Here is a 15,596-nt window from a genome sequence, read left to right as displayed (position 1 = left end):
ACACAGAAACTGCAAACCATCGACAACCCGTTAAGCACGAGGTTATCACTCCTGTCTCAGGGACAAACTGTTACCTATGTATTCGAGTCAGGCACGGGCCGATTGGCCGCCTTGAACATGGGGTAATCGCGGCGCGATGGTCCCAGGCCAAATATAAATGATGGCTGGTTCTTCCTGTCCGCCTTCGGTTTGGAGACGCTGCGTGATCTACCCGATATCGAAAATCTCGAAGATGCCGGGTTGCTGAGCCGGCAGGCGCTGGCGCGGGAAGAGTTTGTGGCGCAACGTAACGAGCAACGGCTGGAGGCGGACTGAGACGTGCAGACTTCTTTCCTACGCAGGCAAACGCGATCCTGCAGCAACCAATCCGAAGGAGACCAGCAAAGGTAAATGATCGGACGCCAGCCGCGCGGCAGGTGTCACGATCGTCTCGATGCCGCCGAGGAGATCGATCTTCAGATGCTGAGGGAGCACGACGAAGGCTCGCCGCGTGAGCGACTGGAACGGGTGATGCGGGCTTTCGAGGATTGGAAGCAGGAAAGTCCCGGCCGAAACGGCCTGCTCCTGGACGATTGCCGCGGCGATCTCGATCGCTGCGTGACGACCGAATGTCATGAGACGGCGCTCGTCATCGCCCCGTGCCATGGCAACATGGATGCCCGTGACACGTTCCACGACATCCTTTTCAACGAACACAAGCTGGTGCTGGTGCCGCCACCCGGCCAATACGCCGGCATCTCATGGGCCATGTCGTGATTGGCTGGAAGCCGCACGATCATGTGCAGCGCGCCGTCGTCGCGGCGAGACGCTGGCTGGCGGCAGCCGATCGCATCACCGTTCTAGGGGTCGGTTCCGGCTGGGGGCGAAATGACACTCTAAGCGCTTGCGGCGTTGGGCCAGAGATATTCGCCGGTCAGTAATATATGTGCCCAACCCAGCGGAGAGATATGCGCCAGAAGTTCGGGCGGCACATCAAGTCCTTCGTTTCTCCGTTCGGCAACCGCTTGGCCGATATGGAGGGTGTTCCAGTAGATGATGATTGCGGTGAGCAGGTTCAGCCCAGCGATGCGGTAATGTTGGCCCTCGGTGGTGCGGTCACGGATTTCACCCTGGCGACCGATACGCAGCGCATTCTTGAGAGCATGGTGGGCCTCGCCCTTGTTGAGGCCGATCTGGGCACGCCGCTGCATGTCCGTGTCGAGGATCCATTCTATAATAAAGAGTGTCCGTTCCACGCGGCCAACCTCGCGCAGCGCAACCGCCAGATCGTTCTGGCGTGGATAGGAGGAAAGCTTGCGGAGTAACTGGCTCGGCTTGATCTTGCCGGAAGCCATGGTCGCCGCGCAGCGGAATAGGTCGGGCCAGTTCGCGATGATCAATTCCTCGCGGATCTTGCCACCGACCAGTTTGCGCAAATCCTTAGGCGTCCCTGCGGGATTGAATACGTAAAGGCGCTTCGAAGGCAAATCGCGGATGCGCAGCACAAGGCGGTATCCGAGCATGCCGCTGGTCCCGAACAGGTGATCGGTGAATCCGGCCGTATCGGCATATTGCTCTCCGACCTGACGACCGGCCTCCTTCAGGCCCGTGCTGTCGACCACAAGGTGAACTGGAGCCCGGCTTGCTGTTCGGTGCCGGATTGACGGCAAAGCTAGTCCTTTGCCCCGGCGCGACAGGGTGGAGAAATCCGGCACGGCAATCTCAACGCTCATCAGCTTCGCGATACTGCGCATCAGGCCTTGGGTTTGGCGCAAAGGCAGATCGTAAACAACACGCAGGGTCAGACACATCGTAATTGCCAGGTCCGAATATTTCGGCTGGCCACCACGCGACGTCCGCCGCGACGCTGACCACTGAGAAAGCGCCTCATCACTCACCCAGACCGTCAAATCACCGCGTCGTCTCAGGCTTTCATTATACGCCGACCAATTCGTGACCTTGAATTTCTGCCTGGCTATCTTGTGCCGTCTGTCTTCATTGAACTTATGCGGCATCAAAAAGATCCTGCGACCAAAAGCGGTCGCCTGATATCAGTAGCCTCGGGATCCTTGCAACAACGTCCCCTTCCGTGACATCGCAGCAACAGTAAACGTCCTGTCACGCGCCAGTTGGCCGAGAACTTTTGCTCCCAGGAATCCTGTGGCGCCGACGACCAGGATTTTTTTCTTCGCTGTCGCGGAAGAAGTGACGGTCGATGCTGATGTCTGCTCTATAAAGGGGTAATCGATGTATCCTTTAGCATCGCCGCCAAAGTACGTGTTGTGGTCTGCCAGGTTCATTGCTGCATTGGCCTTCAGCCTCGCGACGAAGTCCGGATTGGCAAGGACCATTTGTCCGAAGGCTTCGAAATCGGCTATCCCCGACGCTACATCGGAACCGATCTTATCGCGTGGATGACCCGGGCGGTTGAGGATCAGCGATTGGTGCCAAAGTTTGCGAATATCTGCCAGCAACACCTCGTTGCCCTGGTGCATGATATGCACATAAGCGAGTCCAAGCTTGTCGAGTTCGGCCACCAGATAACGGTAGAGATCCGGGCCTTCCGGGCCTTCGTCAATCCCCCATATCGTCGCGCCGGGAGACAGTCGGATCGAGGTCCGGTCAGCGCCGATCTCCTCGGCAATCGCCGTGGCAACTTCGATCGCAAAGCGGGCGCGGTTTTCCAGAGAGCCGCCATATTCGTCCGTGCGTGTGTTGGCACTCGGCGCAAAGAACTGATGGACGAGATAAGCGTTCGCGCCATGAATCTCGACGCCGTCGGCGCCGGCGTCAATGGCTGAGCGGGCTGCTTGGCGGAAATCGGCCACGGTCTTGCGCACTTCTTCGGTGGTAAGCGCGCGAGGCACAGGAATATCCTGCATCCCGATTGCCGTGAACATGTCCGTCCCTGGCGCGATCGCTGAAGGCGCAACGCCTGGACGGTGATGCGGCGTGTTGTCAGGATGCGACATGCGCCCTGCGTGCATCAGCTGGATGAAGATGTGGCCACCTTTATCATGCACGGCTGATGTGATCTTCTTCCAGCCAGCGATGTGTGCAGGCGTGTAGATGCCGGGGGTGCTGAGATAGCCCTGCCCATCATCTGAGGGCTGCGTACCCTCGGTTACGATCAGGCCAACGCCTGCCCGCTGCGCGTAATATACGGAAGCCAAATCGCCCGGCGTGCCGTCTAAGGCTGCGCGGCTGCGGGTCATAGGCGCCATGACAAGACGGTTGGAAAGCGTGTAGCGGCCTTTGCGAGCCGGCGAGAATAGCGAATTCATTGGTTTCTCCATTCGAAGATTTTATACAGCGCTCTCAGGGCGGCCCTCTGCAGGGGCCACCCTATTGATTTGCATTTAGGATGATCAGAGGTTTCCCTCTGCAACAAGTGCGCGGGTCCGCTTCAGCGTCGCCAGCAGGGCGGCCTTGTAGCCGTTTTCGCTGGCGAGCCGGGTCTGCTGGGCTTGCTCTTCAAGAGTATTCGGCTCTTTGCCACGCAGGCCCATGTAGCAATAGAAGCGAAGCTGCAGTGCGCCGTCTTCATCTTCGAACAGTTCGTTGATGATCGCGCCCTCGCGGGGCCCGGCCGCCTGAAAGAAAGTGACTTTGCTCTCATGTTCGAGCGTTACGATTTCTCGCAGGTCATTGCCTCCGATCGTGGCTTCACGCACGAAGTGGGTCGCGCTTTCCTCGACAACCTCACAACGGGTGCAAAGCCCTGGGGCAAGGAACAAGCGCGCGTCGCGTGCTTTGAGTTCAAGACCCTTCCACGCCTGAGCCCGCGTCAACCGCGTTTCGCCTTCCGGGTTTACCGGGACAATAGCGGTCGAATAAATCACGATGGAAGTCCTTTCGAGATAGCTGTTGCTTCCGTTAGGCAGAAGCGACAGTTTCCGAGGCGAAGTCGCGATATTGGCGGAGTGGGCGACCAAGTAGCTGAGTCAGGCGCTCGACGTCGCCGGCCCCAGGCAGCATCCCGTCGGTCAAGAAGCGTTCGCCCATCAGGCGCATGTCGTAGGCCATCCAGGCGGGCACGAACTGCTTCAGATTCTGCTCGAAGCCTTCTGTGTTGTCGCCGCCGTAGTTGATCGGGCGGGCAAGCACATCCGACCAGATGGTGGCAATATCCGTTCCGGTCAGAACCTCTGGGCCGACGAGGTTGATTCGGTTGATTGCAAGCGGCTCTGAAGCGTTTTCACGGCGCAGCAGCTCAAGGGCGGCGATCTCGGCGATATCACGAACGTCGACCATGGCGAGGCCCTTGGCGCCGATCGGCATTGTGTAGGCGCCGTAGCCGGCAATGACGTCTTTGACCATCAGATCGTTCTGCATGAAGTAGGCCGGACGCAATATCGTGGCCTTGAAATCCATCTGCTCGATCATTCGCTCGACGCTGAATTTTCCCGCGAAATGCGGCACATTCACGTAGACGTCGGCGTGGATTACAGAGAGATAGACGATCCGTTCGATGCCAGCCGATCGCGCGACGTTGAGCGCGATTAAAGCTTGAGTGAATTCATCCGGTACTACTGCGTTCAAAAGGAACAGAGTGGAAACGCCGGACATGGCGTTGCGCAGCGAATCGACATCGAGAAAGTCGCCTTGCACGACGGATACACCGTCCGGGAAGGTGGCTTTCGATGGATCCCGGGCGAGAGCACGCACGTCAGCGCCGCGCCTGACGAGGTGTTCAACGACTTGGCTCCCAATATTGCCTGTGGCACCGGTAACGAGAATAGTCATGAGGTTTCTCCTGCTGGGTTGGTTGACAGGCCCAATATGTATGGTTCACTGACAGTCCAATAGACAGATATTTTAGACGCGGCGTCTCATAGGTGGAACACACATGGATCTTCTTGCTCTCGCCGATTTCAATATTGTCGCTCGCCACGGTGGTTTCGGCAAAGCCTCAAGAGCGACCGGTAGGCCGAAGGCAACACTGTCTCGGCGTGTCGCGGAGTTGGAAAGCAGCCTCGACCTCCGGCTGTTTGAACGAGGTGCGCGGAACCTCAAGCTCACCGAAGAAGGACGAGCGCTAAACGAGCGGACAGGTAGGTTGCTCGCCGAACTGGACGAGACGGCTTCGGCGATTGCTTCGGGGGGCCACAACCCCAAGGGAAGATTGCGGATCAGCGCACCCTTGCATTTTTCCCAGACCGCAATGGGAAGGATCGCCGCGGGCTTTGCCCTCAAATATCCGGAGGTGAGGCTGGAGGTCACGACTGAAGATCGGACTGTGGACATGATTGAGGAAGGCTACGATCTGGTCATCCGGGTCAATCCAGATCCCGACGAAAGTCTGGTCGGACGCGCGTTTCTCCACGACCGGCTTGTTGTTGTGGCAAGCCCTGACCTTCCTCGCCCGACCAGTGAGCTCGCCGCCCCTGGTGTTGCTCGTGGGGCTGGCGAATGGCAAACATGGCACGTGAAGACCCCCTCTGGCCGGTCAACGATCAAGATCGAACCTGTCCTCACCCTGTCAACGCTTATCATGGTTCGGGATGCGGTGCGGGCCGGCGTGGGTGCAGGACGCCTTCCCATTTCACTGGTGGCCCACGACTTGGCTGACGGCACGCTGGTGCAATGGGGTGAGATTGACGGTCCTGAAATCGCTTTGTGGACGTTATATCCATCTCGCCGATTACTCAGCGCGCGTGTCTCTGCATTCCTGGATTTTCTGAAACACGCTTTTCCAAATGGAACACCTGACGAACTTGCCGCCTATATCGGTAGATGATGGGCGGAGGCGCATTCAGGCCAAAACGCTTGAACGATAATTACGCCTGCTGAAAACTGACATAACGGGACGCGCTGCGGAAACGGGGGTGACCTTTCCCGCTGACCTCAATCGTTCATCAGATTGTTTCAATCTGGTAGCGCTCTAAAGGGATCTATCAAGAGAACAGGTCATCAAACGTTCAATCAACCATCTTCCTGCCGGTCCGGGCGGATCGTCCGATCGATAGGCAACAGACATCGGCAGTTTTAGGCCCCCTGCAGGCACGTCCTCTACGAACAATTCGGCGAGGCGACCGCCCTCAATATCAGCCTTGACGGCATGGGCCGGCATACCGCCCCATCCGAGGCCATGGACCAAGAAACTATGCTTGGCGAATAGATCTGCGAGCCGCCATGTATGCGGCGACATCACGCCAAACTCCCGCCCTTTGGACAGTTCCGTACGGTCGGTGAGGACGAGTTGAACGTGGTGGCCGAGTTCGCTTTTGGAAATCAATCTTTTGATTGCAGCCAGGGGATGATCTACGGACGCAACGACCTGAAACATGATGCCTCCAAGCTGCTCCGTAGTGATGCCAGGAGGCATCAGCGGCAGCGTACCCACAATCCCAAGATTTGCTCGTTTGTCGAGGATTGGCTGGACGGTACCACCAAGTGCCTCGACGAACAGCCGCAGCGGCACGGTTGGAAATTGCTGCCGAAATTCTTTCGCGATTTCAGCAATCACGTCGATCGGGAAGAATACATCAATGACGACCGAGAGTTCGGGCTCCAGGCCCACCGCCATGCCCTTTGCCTGTGATCTGAAAGCTTCCACCTTGGCAAGGATCTCACGAGCGTTTGCCAACAGCGTTTCGCCGGCTGCTGTCAACTGCGGATACCGGCCGCTGCGGTCAAACAGTTCAACACCGAGCTGGATTTCAAAGGTGCGCACCAATTCGCTGACGGCGGATTGAGCGCGTCCAAGCTTTCGCGCCGCTGCAGAAAAGCTGCCTTCGTCGACAGTCTCAATGAAAGTACCGACTTGCTCGAACGAAAAGCCGGTTAGCATATCAAAAACATCTCCATATGGGATTCAGATATATATTGCGCAGTCGTTACATAATTTCCGATGGACGACAAATGGTATGAAATTCCGTTAGTGTCTCGGTTTCAAATCCCTAGAGACGTCCTTTCCGACCGACCGTTCCAATCTCAAAAACAAGGAGCCGAGACAAGGAAGCGCAGCTATGCCGTCTCTCCAGTGAGACGGACTGTCTCATCTCGACGACTTGTGGCCGGTATTCTAGACGCATACCTTCCAAGCCCAGAAGGAGATCCCCATGAGCCATTCGGTTGATAAGAACACCAATTCCACATCTGGACCGCTTGCCACCGGCCGGGCCTTACGTCTTCAAGCCTACGGCGGCCCAGAATTCCTGACAGTCGACAGCGTATCCGCGCCCGAGCGGGGCCCAGGCGAGGTCCTAGTGTCGGTCAAGGCTGCCGCTGTAAACGGCATTGACTGGAAAATCCGTGAAGGCCACCTCCGCGAGCGCTTCAAGCTGGTGCTACCAGCGACGCTTGGCATTGAGATAGCCGGCGTGGTGCTTCGGACCGGCCCCGGCGTCACGAACGTGAGGCCTGGAGATCGGGTTTTGGAAGCCCTTGGTGGTGTCGGAGCCTACGCCGACCACATTGTCATCGATGCCGGGAAACTGGTCCATACCCCAGAGGCCCTGACTGACGTCCAGGCTGCGGCTATCCCGGTGGCCTCCATGACAGCCTGGCACGTTATTCAGGCCGCGGGTTTCGACCTGTCTGGACGGCGGGTGTTGATCCAGGGCGCGGCCGGTGGCGTGGGCGGCTTTGCCGTTCAGTTCGCCAAGGCAGCCGGAGCGTTCGTCTATGCCACGGCCTCGACCACGAGCCTTCAGCACGTACGGGCGCTGGGTGCCGACGAGGTCATAGATTATCGTAATCAAACCCTGGGGCACCTTACAGGCCAGATCGACTTCGTCGTCGACACGGTTGGCGGTAAGGCCTTGGACCAGTGCTGGCCGGTTTTGTCCCCTGACGGCCTGTTGCTGAGCATCGCGGCTCCAGATGTGGTGTCGCGCGCACCAGAGGGTCGCCGCGGGGTCTTTTTATCAAACAAGCCCGACACCTTACGTCTGGCTGCTATTGTTCAGCAGGTCGCCGCCGGCTCTTTGCAATCGACAGTCGGCGAAGTGGTCGCGCTCGATGATCTGCCGGCGGCCATCGAGCGCAGTCGCACGGGTCACGCGCCCGGCAAGATCGTCGCAGATTTCACCCGCTGATCACCACGGTCGACTTAATGGCGGTTGGGAATCTGGCCCGCGGGGGCCGGATCGACCACCGGAAGGTGATTTCAGCAGCGCAGGAGAATGGATCGCCTCGTGGACCAATCGCATTCCATAAGGCGGTAAGACGCACGCGGTCGTTGCGCCGCGTTTTCCACATCGCTGTCGAAACCTTCACGCATGTTTTTCCCATTATCGCCACGCTGGCGTTCGATCTCGACCGGCGTGATACAATCTCAATGAAAGGCCTTTGTTATGAGCGACACCGTGTTCAAACCCTCCGTCTATCTGCTGCATGGCTGCCCTTTCTGCATGAAGCTCCGTTTGTTCCTGCTTGAGGCGAAACTGATAGATCAGGTCGACATCCTGTTGGTCAAAAGCGATAGCGACGAATTGCGTCATGTCAAAGAGAAGCTCGCCGTGTATTTGCCCAAGGTCGGCTTTCCTACCGTCGAACTAACACCTGGCCAGTATATGGCGGAATCCGACGACATCATCGCCTGGTTCGCTGAGGGTGCGGGCATCGATATCGAGACGCTGCCGACCTTCCAGGATTTTGCTAGCGGTATCTTCAATCGGCATCTCGGCCTGTACCGCGAGAACATGCAGCTTAAGCAGCAGACCACCTGACCCCAGCCTAGGAAGCATCGCCTAAATCACAGATCTGGCTTTCGATTTCTTCAGCAGTAACGTTCGAAGACGACATATCTATTTTTCCGATGGATAATGACTGGAATTAACGGCTACTCAGATGAATGGAACGTATGGCATTTATGATCTCCAGTCATTGAAACCGAATGTCGTCCAATAATAGCCAGAGCCGATAAAGTTACGAAAACTGGCTCCCGTGGCGCACACAAACATCAGAGGTTTACTCATGCCCCTGCATTCCGCATCAGCCCAAGTCGCACCAAGCAAAACTGTCACCATTATCTCCTGGACGCTCCGTATACTCGCGGCAGCTGCCTTCCTCGCTGCTGGCGGCGCGAAGCTTGCCGGCGTTCCAATGGTGGTGGCAATCTTCGACCAGATCGGGGCGGGTCAGTGGTTCCGAATCCTCACAGGCATTGTTGAAGTCAGCGGCGGTATCGCTTTGCTGATTTCGGCCACCGCGGCATTTGGAGCATTGCTGCTTTCGGCCACGATGGTGTGCGCGATCCTGACGCATATTTTCATCATCGGCGGCAGTCCCGTTCCCGCAATCGTCCTGCTGGTCGTCACGGCGACTGTCACATGGCTTAACCGCAGCAGATTCGTCGGGCTTTTGAACGCCTTGAGGTAAGTTAGAGCACCGACCGGCTGCCGCTGTAGCTCTATCGCCCCTGCCTGATGATGCGCGGCACCACGGCTACACCGAACTGGAGATTCTGATGGCACAATTTATCATTCTCATCTTGATCTCGCTCACACTCGCTGGATGCCACACAACGAAGATGGGCCAGTCTCTTGGCTGGCCCGAGCCTTCACAAGGCTATTCGCCAAATTCGTAACGACCGCGGAAGCACTCGTTATCTAAGAAAGGGAGAGGCATTGGAAATCGGAATTGATAGTTTTGCCATGCTCGCGCCGGAGCCGGGTACGGGTCGTCTGCAGTCTGCCGTCGACCGTATGGAAGGCGTGCTTGCCGAGGTGGAACTGGCAGACAAGGTCGGCCTTGATGTCTTTGGCATGGGAGAACACCATCGCGAGAATGCACTGGACTCGTCGCCGGCAGTCATACTGGCCGCAGCGGCGGCTCGAACGAAAGCCATTAGGCTGACGAGCGCCGTCGCCGTTATCAGCGCGGCGGATCCAGTGCGTGTTTTCCAGGACTTCGCAACGCTGGATCTTATATCAAGGGGTCGTGCAGAATTGGTGGTTGGGCGGGGCTCGTTCATCGAAGCCTATCCGTTGTTCGGCTACGATCTTCGTGATTACGACGCCTTGTTTGTGGAGAAGCTCGATCTGCTTTTGAAGCTCAACGAAGCGCCCCATATCACGTGGCAGGGACGTTTCCGCCCGTCGCTGAATGGCCAGCGTGTTTATCCGCGCCCGCATCAGGATCGACTGCCGGTGTGGCTTGGCGTCGGCGGGACGCCTGAATCCTTCGCTCGCGCTGGGACCCTCGGTATGCCCCTGATGGTGGCGATCATCGGCGGGAGTTTCGAGCGCTTCCGGCCTCTTGTGGATCTCTACAGGCGTGCATGGCAGGTCGCCGGACACCTGCCCGAAAAACAGAGGGTCGGCATTCATGCTATGGGTTTTGTGGCAGAAACCGACGAAGCAGCCAAAGAGGCCTTTTTTCCGGGTTGGTTCCAGATGTTTACAGCAGGCGCGAAGGAGCGAGGCTGGCCGCCGCCGTCGCGGGCTCAATTCGAGACGATGTGCGGCCCCAAGGGCGCCTTCCTGATAGGAAGTCCGCAGACGGTAGCCGCCAAGATGTTGGCTGCTAGCTCGGCGTTGAGCGGACTATCCCGCATAACTTTCCAGATGAGCACCGCAGCACTCGAGATAGAAGCGATGCGGCGTTCGATCGAATTGCTTGGCACCACGGTTGCACCGTTGGTCCGACATGCGGTGAGCGCAAAGGAGTAAAATTGTGGGCGAACTTATCAATGGCCTTTGGCAAGAGGCCACTTTGGCCGAAGATATCTCCAATGCCAAAGTTGACGAAGGGACGTTCAAACGCCGACCGTCGATTTTCCGAAATCGAATTACCCCTGACGGAGTGTCCGCTCAAGGTGAGCGGAGCTTTAAGGCTGAGCCGGGACGCTATCATCTCTACGTGTCGCTCGCCTGCCCTTGGGCACATCGCACACTGATCATGCGCAACCTCAAGGGTCTGGGCGATTTGATTGGCGTATCGGTCGTCCATTGGCTTATGCTCGAGAACGGTTGGACATTCGAACCTGGCCCTGGCGTTGTCCCCGATAATGTAAACGGTGTTACGAAGCTTCACGAGCTTTACACGCTTGCTGACCCAACTTGTACCTCGCGGGTCACTGTTCCTGTTCTCTGGGATAAAGAGGAACGAAAAATCGTCTCGAACGAATCCTCCGAGATCATCCGCATGTTCAATTCGGCATTCGATCATCTCGGTGCCCGTGAGGGGGATTACTACCCTATTGGCTTGCGTGACGAAATCGACGCAATTAACGACCGTGTCTACGACCACCTGAATAACGGTGTGTACAAAAGTGGCTTTGCCAGCACTCAAGAAGCCTACGAACGCGAAGTAGCGGCCGTCTTTGGCACACTCGATTGGCTGGAAGCGCGGCTTGAAACGGCCCCTTATCTCGTTGGCGGCCAGCTCACCGAGGCCGACATCCGACTGCTGCCCACCTTGCTGCGCTTTGATCCCGTTTATTTTGGGCACTTCAAATGCAACGTGCGCGCACTTGCCGACTACCCTGCTCTGTGGGCCTACACGCGCAAACTATACCAGCATCCAGACGTTCTCCCGACGGTAGATTTTCACCACATAAAGGGGCACTACTACGGTAGCCATGCAAATCTCAACCCAAGCGGTATAGTTCCAGTAGGACCCGATCGGGATTTTGAGGAGGCGGTCTCAGAAACAAGAATAACTGGCCCCTTTTGCTAAACTAGGAAACAGTCGGCTAGGCTGCTCACTCGTTCGCGCGATGGCGAGAAACAAATCCTCGGCTTGCGTTAACTGACCGGGCCTTTCGTCTCTTGAAGCAGAAACACGAATTTGAAATAGGATCTCGGTAATGGTCAATCGTTCAGAAATCTTCGAGTACGCGCAAAAAGAGTTGAGGGTGAAACCGGACTACCCTTTTAAAAATTTTCCCCACTACGCGGTCCTTCGACATTCCGACGACAACAAATGGTTTGGACTCGTGATGAACGTCTCCAAGAACAAGAAGGCCTCGAAGTCTTTGCCTTCGCAGGACTTGTCTATATCGCGATCAGCCTGCCGATTGCGGGACTATCGCGCTACGTCGACGACGTCGTCAGAGCAAAGGTGGCGTGATGAGCGATCTGCTTCAATTCTGGTTGGAAAACCTGCCCGCGATGATCGATGGCTTATTTGTTAGCCTCGAAGTGACAGCTGTCGCGCTGCTCATCGGTTTGCCGCTTGGCCTCAGCTTTGCGTTGGGGGTCCAGTCGAGGTCCTGGGCGATACAGTGGCTGTCGCTTGCTTGCGTCGAAATCGGCCGCGGAGCCCCCGCTCTCATTCTTCTGCAGTTTGCCTATTTTGGTCTTCCCTCTGCGGGATTGAGCCTGTCCTCGTTCACGGCTGCCAGCCTTGCGCTTGCCCGGACGACGAGCGCATACACCAGCGAAATCATTCGTGCCGGCCTGCAGGCCGTTCCGCATGGCCAAAAGGAAGCCGCCATCGCGGTTGGCTTCTCCTACCTCGACGGCCTGCGGTATGTGATCATTCCGCAGGGAATGCGCATCGCGCTGCCCGCCTTGCTCGGATTTGCCACGACCATGCTTCAGGCGACATCCCTATGCTTCACGATCGCGCTGCCGGAGTTGCTGTCTCAGGCCTACATGATTGGCACGTCGACCTTCGAGTACATGTCCATTCTTGGGCTGGCGGCCATCCTCTACGCCGCAATCTGCATTCCAGCGACCCTTGCTGTCGGCGGATTGGAAAGGCGGCTCAGCCGTCACATCGCATAGTTTCCTTCCTTCTCCCCAAGTCAGAGTTTAGACGATGAAATCCTTCTTCCTTGCCACAACCATGTTCCTAGCGGGTAGCTTTGCCAGGCCTCAGCCGCCGAATGCAGCGGCACGGTGCAAACCGTCGAAAAAGGCAAGCTGACAGTCGCAGCCTATGACTATCCGCCGTTCACGATCACCTCTGCCGACGGCACCTTCAGCGGCATTGACCCTAAGATCTTAATGCGTGTGGCCTCGGAAAACTGCCTCGAAGTCGTAACGTTGGTGACGGATCCGGCCGCAACGATCCAGGCGGTTGTGTCTGGCAAGGCCGATGTGGCGATCGGCAGTTGGAACCGAACCGCGAAGCGTGCTGCCGTGCTCAATATGTCGGCGCCAATCTATCTCGACTTCATGGGCCTTTATTCAAAGGACGGTGTCGATACTATTGACGCGCTGGTCGGGAAGAACGTCGGCACCGTGACGGGCTACTTCTGGGTTCCAGACCTGCAAAAATTGCTCGGCGCGCATCTCAAGCTCTATCCCACCGCCGTCGCGATGGCGCAGGATCTGCAGGTTGGCCGTATCGATGTCGCTGTCAACGGCTATAATGCCGGCACCTACATTCAGAGGAATTCAGGCGGATGTAAAGGGATCGTAACAAACAAGGCGCAATCCGACGACCGCATCCAGGCTTCTGTTCTACCCCCCGCAAACCGGCTTATACCAAAGGAAACGACAGTCTCGGTGTGGCAATCGATAGCAGCATCGTCCTTCAACGCGAGGACGGAGCCATCGTCAAAGCTCTGGAGGCGGCCGGCTTTGACAAGACCTTGGCGGATGTCGGCGAGCCACGGCTCGTGAAATAATTCGGCCCAACGATGACGATCTTGCATTGCTGACTGGGGTCACCCGAAAAAGCCTGATGAACAACCGACTCGACACCCAGCCTACTTGTTTAGGGCTCTACAATTTCCATGGAGCGCTCCGCTCAGGCGCTTGCGCGGTCGACAGCTTGCCGTCCTGCAATGGTCGCGAACAGATAAACGCTGATCGGGCAATTTCTCTTCCGTTTCAAGTTAACTTGGGCGGTGCCAACCTGATCCCGGTGGCCGTGACCCGCGATATCGCGCATGCCGTTTCCGTTTCGGGAAGCTACACGGGCAGAGCGGATGCGTTCCTGTCCATGGAGGTCACCGTCGAGGTGACGGAAATCGAGGGCGTCCTTTAGGGCAGCGCGCACCTCACTCCCCGATTTTCGTAATTATTTGTTGGGCAGAGAGGAAATTTGCTTCGAAGAGCGGCCCAGATCATCGGAACGGACGGCAACGCAGCGCTGTGGGTCAAGTCTAACGGGTGGCACAGATATTTACGGTCCAACACCTAGACCCGGTAGGGCGTGAGAGGTCCAAACGAGATACCAAAGGTCTTGAAGGGAAACGAACCCGTAACCCACTAATCATTCGTCTCCGATTACAGACATTTCACCCGTGAAAACTTCCTGTGTCAGCGGATCATGGGGATGCTCGATCTGGCGGACGAGCCCCTCGACCAAGGCGCGGCCGACACTGACCATGTCCACTGAGTGCGTCACGAGCGGCGTGGAGAGATAGCGAGCAATCCGCGTATTGTCGCGGGTCGCGATGCTAAAGTCTCGACCGGGCGCGATCCCGCGCTTGCGCAAGGCGCTGAGCGTCCCCAGCAACCCCAATTCGTTGGCGCAGACGAGCCCGGTCGGGGGATCGGCGCTATCGAGCAGTCGCTCGATCCACATCTCGCTGGCCCCCATAGTAAAATCCTCGTGCCCAATCAGGTCGGGGTCGAGGGTTAGCCCGTGATCTTCGATCGCGGCACGATAGCCCGCCAATCGCATGGCGCTGTGCTGATCCTCTCGGGTTAGCAACTGCAGCGCGATGCGGTGGCGCCCTCGCTCGATTAGGAGAGACGTCGCTTCACAAGCGATGCGTTCATTGTCGATGTCGATATAGGCGAAGTCTCGGTCGATATTGCTGCGGCCGAACGCGATGAACGGAACGCGCCGCTTTAGCAAGAAGGGGATTCGGGGATCCTCCGCCAGCATGCGAGTAATGACCACTCCGTCGGCGGCGCCGGAATGGAGAACCGTGTCGAGGTTCTCCTGAGGACTCTCCTCAGGGGTGGTCGAAAAGATGGTCAGGCTGTAGCCGAGTTCCCTCGCCGCCAGCGTCATTCCCTCAATCAAGGGAAGCTTGATGATGTCGGATAGGTAGTCCCTCGTCTCCATCGGCAGGATCGCCGTCAGGTTACGAGTCAAGCCGGTACGAAGTGCCCGCCCATGCAGATTGGGCACGTACCCGGCCGCGTCCGCCGCGGCCTTCACGCGCCTGATCGTGTCGGGATGAACATCTGACCGATCCCTGAGCGCCCGCGACACCGTGGTCATGGAGAGGCCAAGTTCGTCTGCTAGCCTTCGAAGGTTTGGCCGTCCCTTCGTCGTCATATCAGCCTCCGATCATTCTGATTTCGCACGTTGTAAGTCGGCGTTTCGATTATGGCAAGCAAGACGTCAACTGAAAAACAAAACGCTTGACACAGTTTCCTTATAAGGCATCTTAACGTTAAGGTTCGAACTTTAACGTTAAGGTTCAGACTTTAACGGACGATCTAAGAAGCGGTTCCGTCAAGAGTCGTCATTCAGAGGTGAACTCAGGGAGATAAGTCAATGATGCACTTTATCCGTAATTCCGTCGCGACGATCGCGCTAGTCGCAGCCATTCCGGCGTTTGCCCAGGACGTGACTATTACCACGGCCGGCGGTGATTATGGCGACGCCATCAAGAAGGCAATGTGGAGGGCACTGTAAACTTAACGCTCTGAAAACAAGTTCTGGGAGTGAGGCTTTGGTTCATGCGGTGTGAAGACGTGCGATTTGGTGCCAAGTATCCAAGGCTGCTGCTCGCAGTTGGCGATGGTGATTGG

General features: G+C 57.2%; 18 protein-coding genes and 1 pseudogene. 13 read left to right on the top strand and 6 right to left on the bottom strand.

The genetic code is table 11. The annotated features are described in order from the left end of the window. Nucleotides 1-171: 171 nt before the first annotated feature. Both JTP94_RS35625 and JTP94_RS24975 read left to right on the top strand, forming a co-directional pair. Nucleotides 172-315, top strand: a pseudogene (locus tag JTP94_RS35625) (SMC-Scp complex subunit ScpB); the annotation flags it as partial. Between the two features lie 75 nt (nucleotides 316-390). Further along, nucleotides 391-756 (top strand): hypothetical protein, encoded by a 366-nt coding sequence (locus JTP94_RS24975; RefSeq protein WP_409456631.1) that lies wholly within the window; start codon nucleotides 391-393, stop codon nucleotides 754-756. Between the two features lie 119 nt (nucleotides 757-875). Here JTP94_RS24975 and JTP94_RS35830 read toward each other — a convergent pair whose 3' ends face one another. From JTP94_RS35830 to JTP94_RS24950, 4 genes are all read right to left on the bottom strand, one after another. Next, nucleotides 876-1,994 carry a Tn3 family transposase gene (locus tag JTP94_RS35830; RefSeq protein ID WP_281434834.1) on the bottom strand — a complete coding sequence of 373 codons (1,119 nt, stop codon included), beginning with the start codon at nucleotides 1,992-1,994 and terminating at the stop codon, nucleotides 876-878. Nucleotides 1,995-2,030: 36 nt separating this feature from the next. Then, nucleotides 2,031-3,275: an alkene reductase gene (locus JTP94_RS24960; protein WP_204853124.1), complete on the bottom strand. Its 1,245-nt coding sequence runs from the start codon at nucleotides 3,273-3,275 to the stop codon at nucleotides 2,031-2,033. A gap of 72 nt (nucleotides 3,276-3,347) precedes the next feature. After that, nucleotides 3,348-3,821, bottom strand: coding sequence for an AtaL-like protein (locus JTP94_RS24955; RefSeq protein ID WP_204853123.1), 474 nt, complete (start codon nucleotides 3,819-3,821; stop codon nucleotides 3,348-3,350). Nucleotides 3,822-3,855: 34 nt separating this feature from the next. Beyond that, nucleotides 3,856-4,725 (bottom strand): SDR family oxidoreductase, encoded by an 870-nt coding sequence (locus JTP94_RS24950; RefSeq protein ID WP_204853122.1) that lies wholly within the window; start codon nucleotides 4,723-4,725, stop codon nucleotides 3,856-3,858. 103 nt (nucleotides 4,726-4,828) lie between these two features. Here JTP94_RS24950 and JTP94_RS24945 point away from each other — a divergent pair, with 103 nt between their 5' ends. Further along, nucleotides 4,829-5,719: a LysR family transcriptional regulator gene (locus tag JTP94_RS24945; protein ID WP_204853121.1), complete on the top strand. Its 891-nt coding sequence runs from the start codon at nucleotides 4,829-4,831 to the stop codon at nucleotides 5,717-5,719. Nucleotides 5,720-5,863: 144 nt separating this feature from the next. On the opposite strand, the gene JTP94_RS24940 is transcribed toward JTP94_RS24945, so the two are convergent. After that, nucleotides 5,864-6,772 carry a LysR family transcriptional regulator gene (locus JTP94_RS24940; protein ID WP_204853120.1) on the bottom strand — a complete coding sequence of 303 codons (909 nt, stop codon included), beginning with the start codon at nucleotides 6,770-6,772 and terminating at the stop codon, nucleotides 5,864-5,866. A 271-nt stretch (nucleotides 6,773-7,043) separates the two neighbouring features. On the opposite strand from JTP94_RS24940, the gene JTP94_RS24935 reads away from it, so the two are divergent. The 9 genes from JTP94_RS24935 (at nucleotide 7,044) to JTP94_RS24895 (ending at nucleotide 13,869) form a co-directional block, all read left to right on the top strand. Beyond that, nucleotides 7,044-8,021 (top strand): NADP-dependent oxidoreductase, encoded by a 978-nt coding sequence (locus JTP94_RS24935; RefSeq protein WP_204853118.1) that lies wholly within the window; start codon nucleotides 7,044-7,046, stop codon nucleotides 8,019-8,021. 258 nt (nucleotides 8,022-8,279) lie between these two features. Beyond that, nucleotides 8,280-8,654, top strand: coding sequence for a glutathione S-transferase N-terminal domain-containing protein (locus JTP94_RS24930; RefSeq protein ID WP_204853116.1), 375 nt, complete (start codon nucleotides 8,280-8,282; stop codon nucleotides 8,652-8,654). Between the two features lie 247 nt (nucleotides 8,655-8,901). Then, nucleotides 8,902-9,306, top strand: a complete 405-nt coding sequence (locus JTP94_RS24925; RefSeq protein ID WP_204853115.1) for a DoxX family protein — start codon at nucleotides 8,902-8,904, stop codon at nucleotides 9,304-9,306. Between the two features lie 248 nt (nucleotides 9,307-9,554). Further along, nucleotides 9,555-10,598 (top strand): LLM class flavin-dependent oxidoreductase, encoded by a 1,044-nt coding sequence (locus JTP94_RS24920; RefSeq protein ID WP_204853163.1) that lies wholly within the window; start codon nucleotides 9,555-9,557, stop codon nucleotides 10,596-10,598. 4 nt (nucleotides 10,599-10,602) lie between these two features. Further along, complete coding sequence (locus tag JTP94_RS24915) at nucleotides 10,603-11,607, top strand: glutathione S-transferase family protein (RefSeq protein ID WP_409456630.1); 1,005 nt, start codon at nucleotides 10,603-10,605, stop codon at nucleotides 11,605-11,607. A gap of 246 nt (nucleotides 11,608-11,853) precedes the next feature. Further along, on the top strand, nucleotides 11,854-12,000 hold the full coding sequence (locus tag JTP94_RS24910) for a hypothetical protein (protein ID WP_204853113.1): 147 nt from the start codon (nucleotides 11,854-11,856) through the stop codon (nucleotides 11,998-12,000). Then, nucleotides 12,000-12,659: an amino acid ABC transporter permease gene (locus tag JTP94_RS24905; RefSeq protein WP_204853112.1), complete on the top strand. Its 660-nt coding sequence runs from the start codon at nucleotides 12,000-12,002 to the stop codon at nucleotides 12,657-12,659. Before JTP94_RS24910 ends, JTP94_RS24905 begins: the two co-directional genes overlap by 1 nt. Nucleotides 12,660-12,773: 114 nt before the next feature. Further along, nucleotides 12,774-13,502, top strand: coding sequence for an ABC transporter substrate-binding protein (locus JTP94_RS24900; protein WP_204853110.1), 729 nt, complete (start codon nucleotides 12,774-12,776; stop codon nucleotides 13,500-13,502). A gap of 220 nt (nucleotides 13,503-13,722) precedes the next feature. Then, nucleotides 13,723-13,869: a hypothetical protein gene (locus JTP94_RS24895; RefSeq protein ID WP_204853109.1), complete on the top strand. Its 147-nt coding sequence runs from the start codon at nucleotides 13,723-13,725 to the stop codon at nucleotides 13,867-13,869. A 228-nt stretch (nucleotides 13,870-14,097) separates the two neighbouring features. Here the strand turns inward: JTP94_RS24895 and JTP94_RS24890 are convergent, their stop codons facing one another. Then, the gene (locus JTP94_RS24890) at nucleotides 14,098-15,117 is read right to left on the bottom strand and encodes a LacI family DNA-binding transcriptional regulator (RefSeq protein ID WP_204853107.1); all 1,020 of its coding nucleotides are present in this window, start codon (nucleotides 15,115-15,117) and stop codon (nucleotides 14,098-14,100) included. 222 nt (nucleotides 15,118-15,339) lie between these two features. On the opposite strand from JTP94_RS24890, the gene JTP94_RS24885 reads away from it, so the two are divergent. Beyond that, nucleotides 15,340-15,480, top strand: coding sequence for a hypothetical protein (locus JTP94_RS24885; RefSeq protein ID WP_204853106.1), 141 nt, complete (start codon nucleotides 15,340-15,342; stop codon nucleotides 15,478-15,480). The last annotated feature ends 116 nt before the right edge of the window (nucleotides 15,481-15,596 follow it).

This window comes from Martinezella lusitana (genome assembly GCF_016901135.1).
GTDB classification, from domain to species: Bacteria; Pseudomonadota; Alphaproteobacteria; order Rhizobiales; family Rhizobiaceae; genus Rhizobium; species Rhizobium lusitanum_D.
The sequence above is the reverse complement of the archived record's forward strand: the minus strand, read 5'-3'. Positions and strand labels throughout refer to the sequence as shown.

Coding starts and splice junctions, on each gene's coding strand:
- JTP94_RS24935 (WP_204853118.1), top strand. CDS start 7,044: ATGAGCCATTCGGTTGATAAGAACACCAATTCCACATCTGGACCGCTT.
- JTP94_RS24885 (WP_204853106.1), top strand. CDS start 15,340: ATGATGCACTTTATCCGTAATTCCGTCGCGACGATCGCGCTAGTCGCA.
- JTP94_RS24890 (WP_204853107.1), bottom strand. CDS start 15,117: ATGACGACGAAGGGACGGCCAAACCTTCGAAGGCTAGCAGACGAACTT.
- JTP94_RS24940 (WP_204853120.1), bottom strand. CDS start 6,772: ATGCTAACCGGCTTTTCGTTCGAGCAAGTCGGTACTTTCATTGAGACT.
- JTP94_RS24925 (WP_204853115.1), top strand. CDS start 8,902: ATGCCCCTGCATTCCGCATCAGCCCAAGTCGCACCAAGCAAAACTGTC.
- JTP94_RS24975 (WP_409456631.1), top strand. CDS start 391: ATGATCGGACGCCAGCCGCGCGGCAGGTGTCACGATCGTCTCGATGCC.
- JTP94_RS24950 (WP_204853122.1), bottom strand. CDS start 4,725: ATGACTATTCTCGTTACCGGTGCCACAGGCAATATTGGGAGCCAAGTC.
- JTP94_RS24945 (WP_204853121.1), top strand. CDS start 4,829: ATGGATCTTCTTGCTCTCGCCGATTTCAATATTGTCGCTCGCCACGGT.
- JTP94_RS35830 (WP_281434834.1), bottom strand. CDS start 1,994: ATGCCGCATAAGTTCAATGAAGACAGACGGCACAAGATAGCCAGGCAG.
- JTP94_RS24910 (WP_204853113.1), top strand. CDS start 11,854: ATGGTTTGGACTCGTGATGAACGTCTCCAAGAACAAGAAGGCCTCGAA.
- JTP94_RS24905 (WP_204853112.1), top strand. CDS start 12,000: ATGAGCGATCTGCTTCAATTCTGGTTGGAAAACCTGCCCGCGATGATC.
- JTP94_RS24930 (WP_204853116.1), top strand. CDS start 8,280: ATGAGCGACACCGTGTTCAAACCCTCCGTCTATCTGCTGCATGGCTGC.
- JTP94_RS24960 (WP_204853124.1), bottom strand. CDS start 3,275: ATGGAGAAACCAATGAATTCGCTATTCTCGCCGGCTCGCAAAGGCCGC.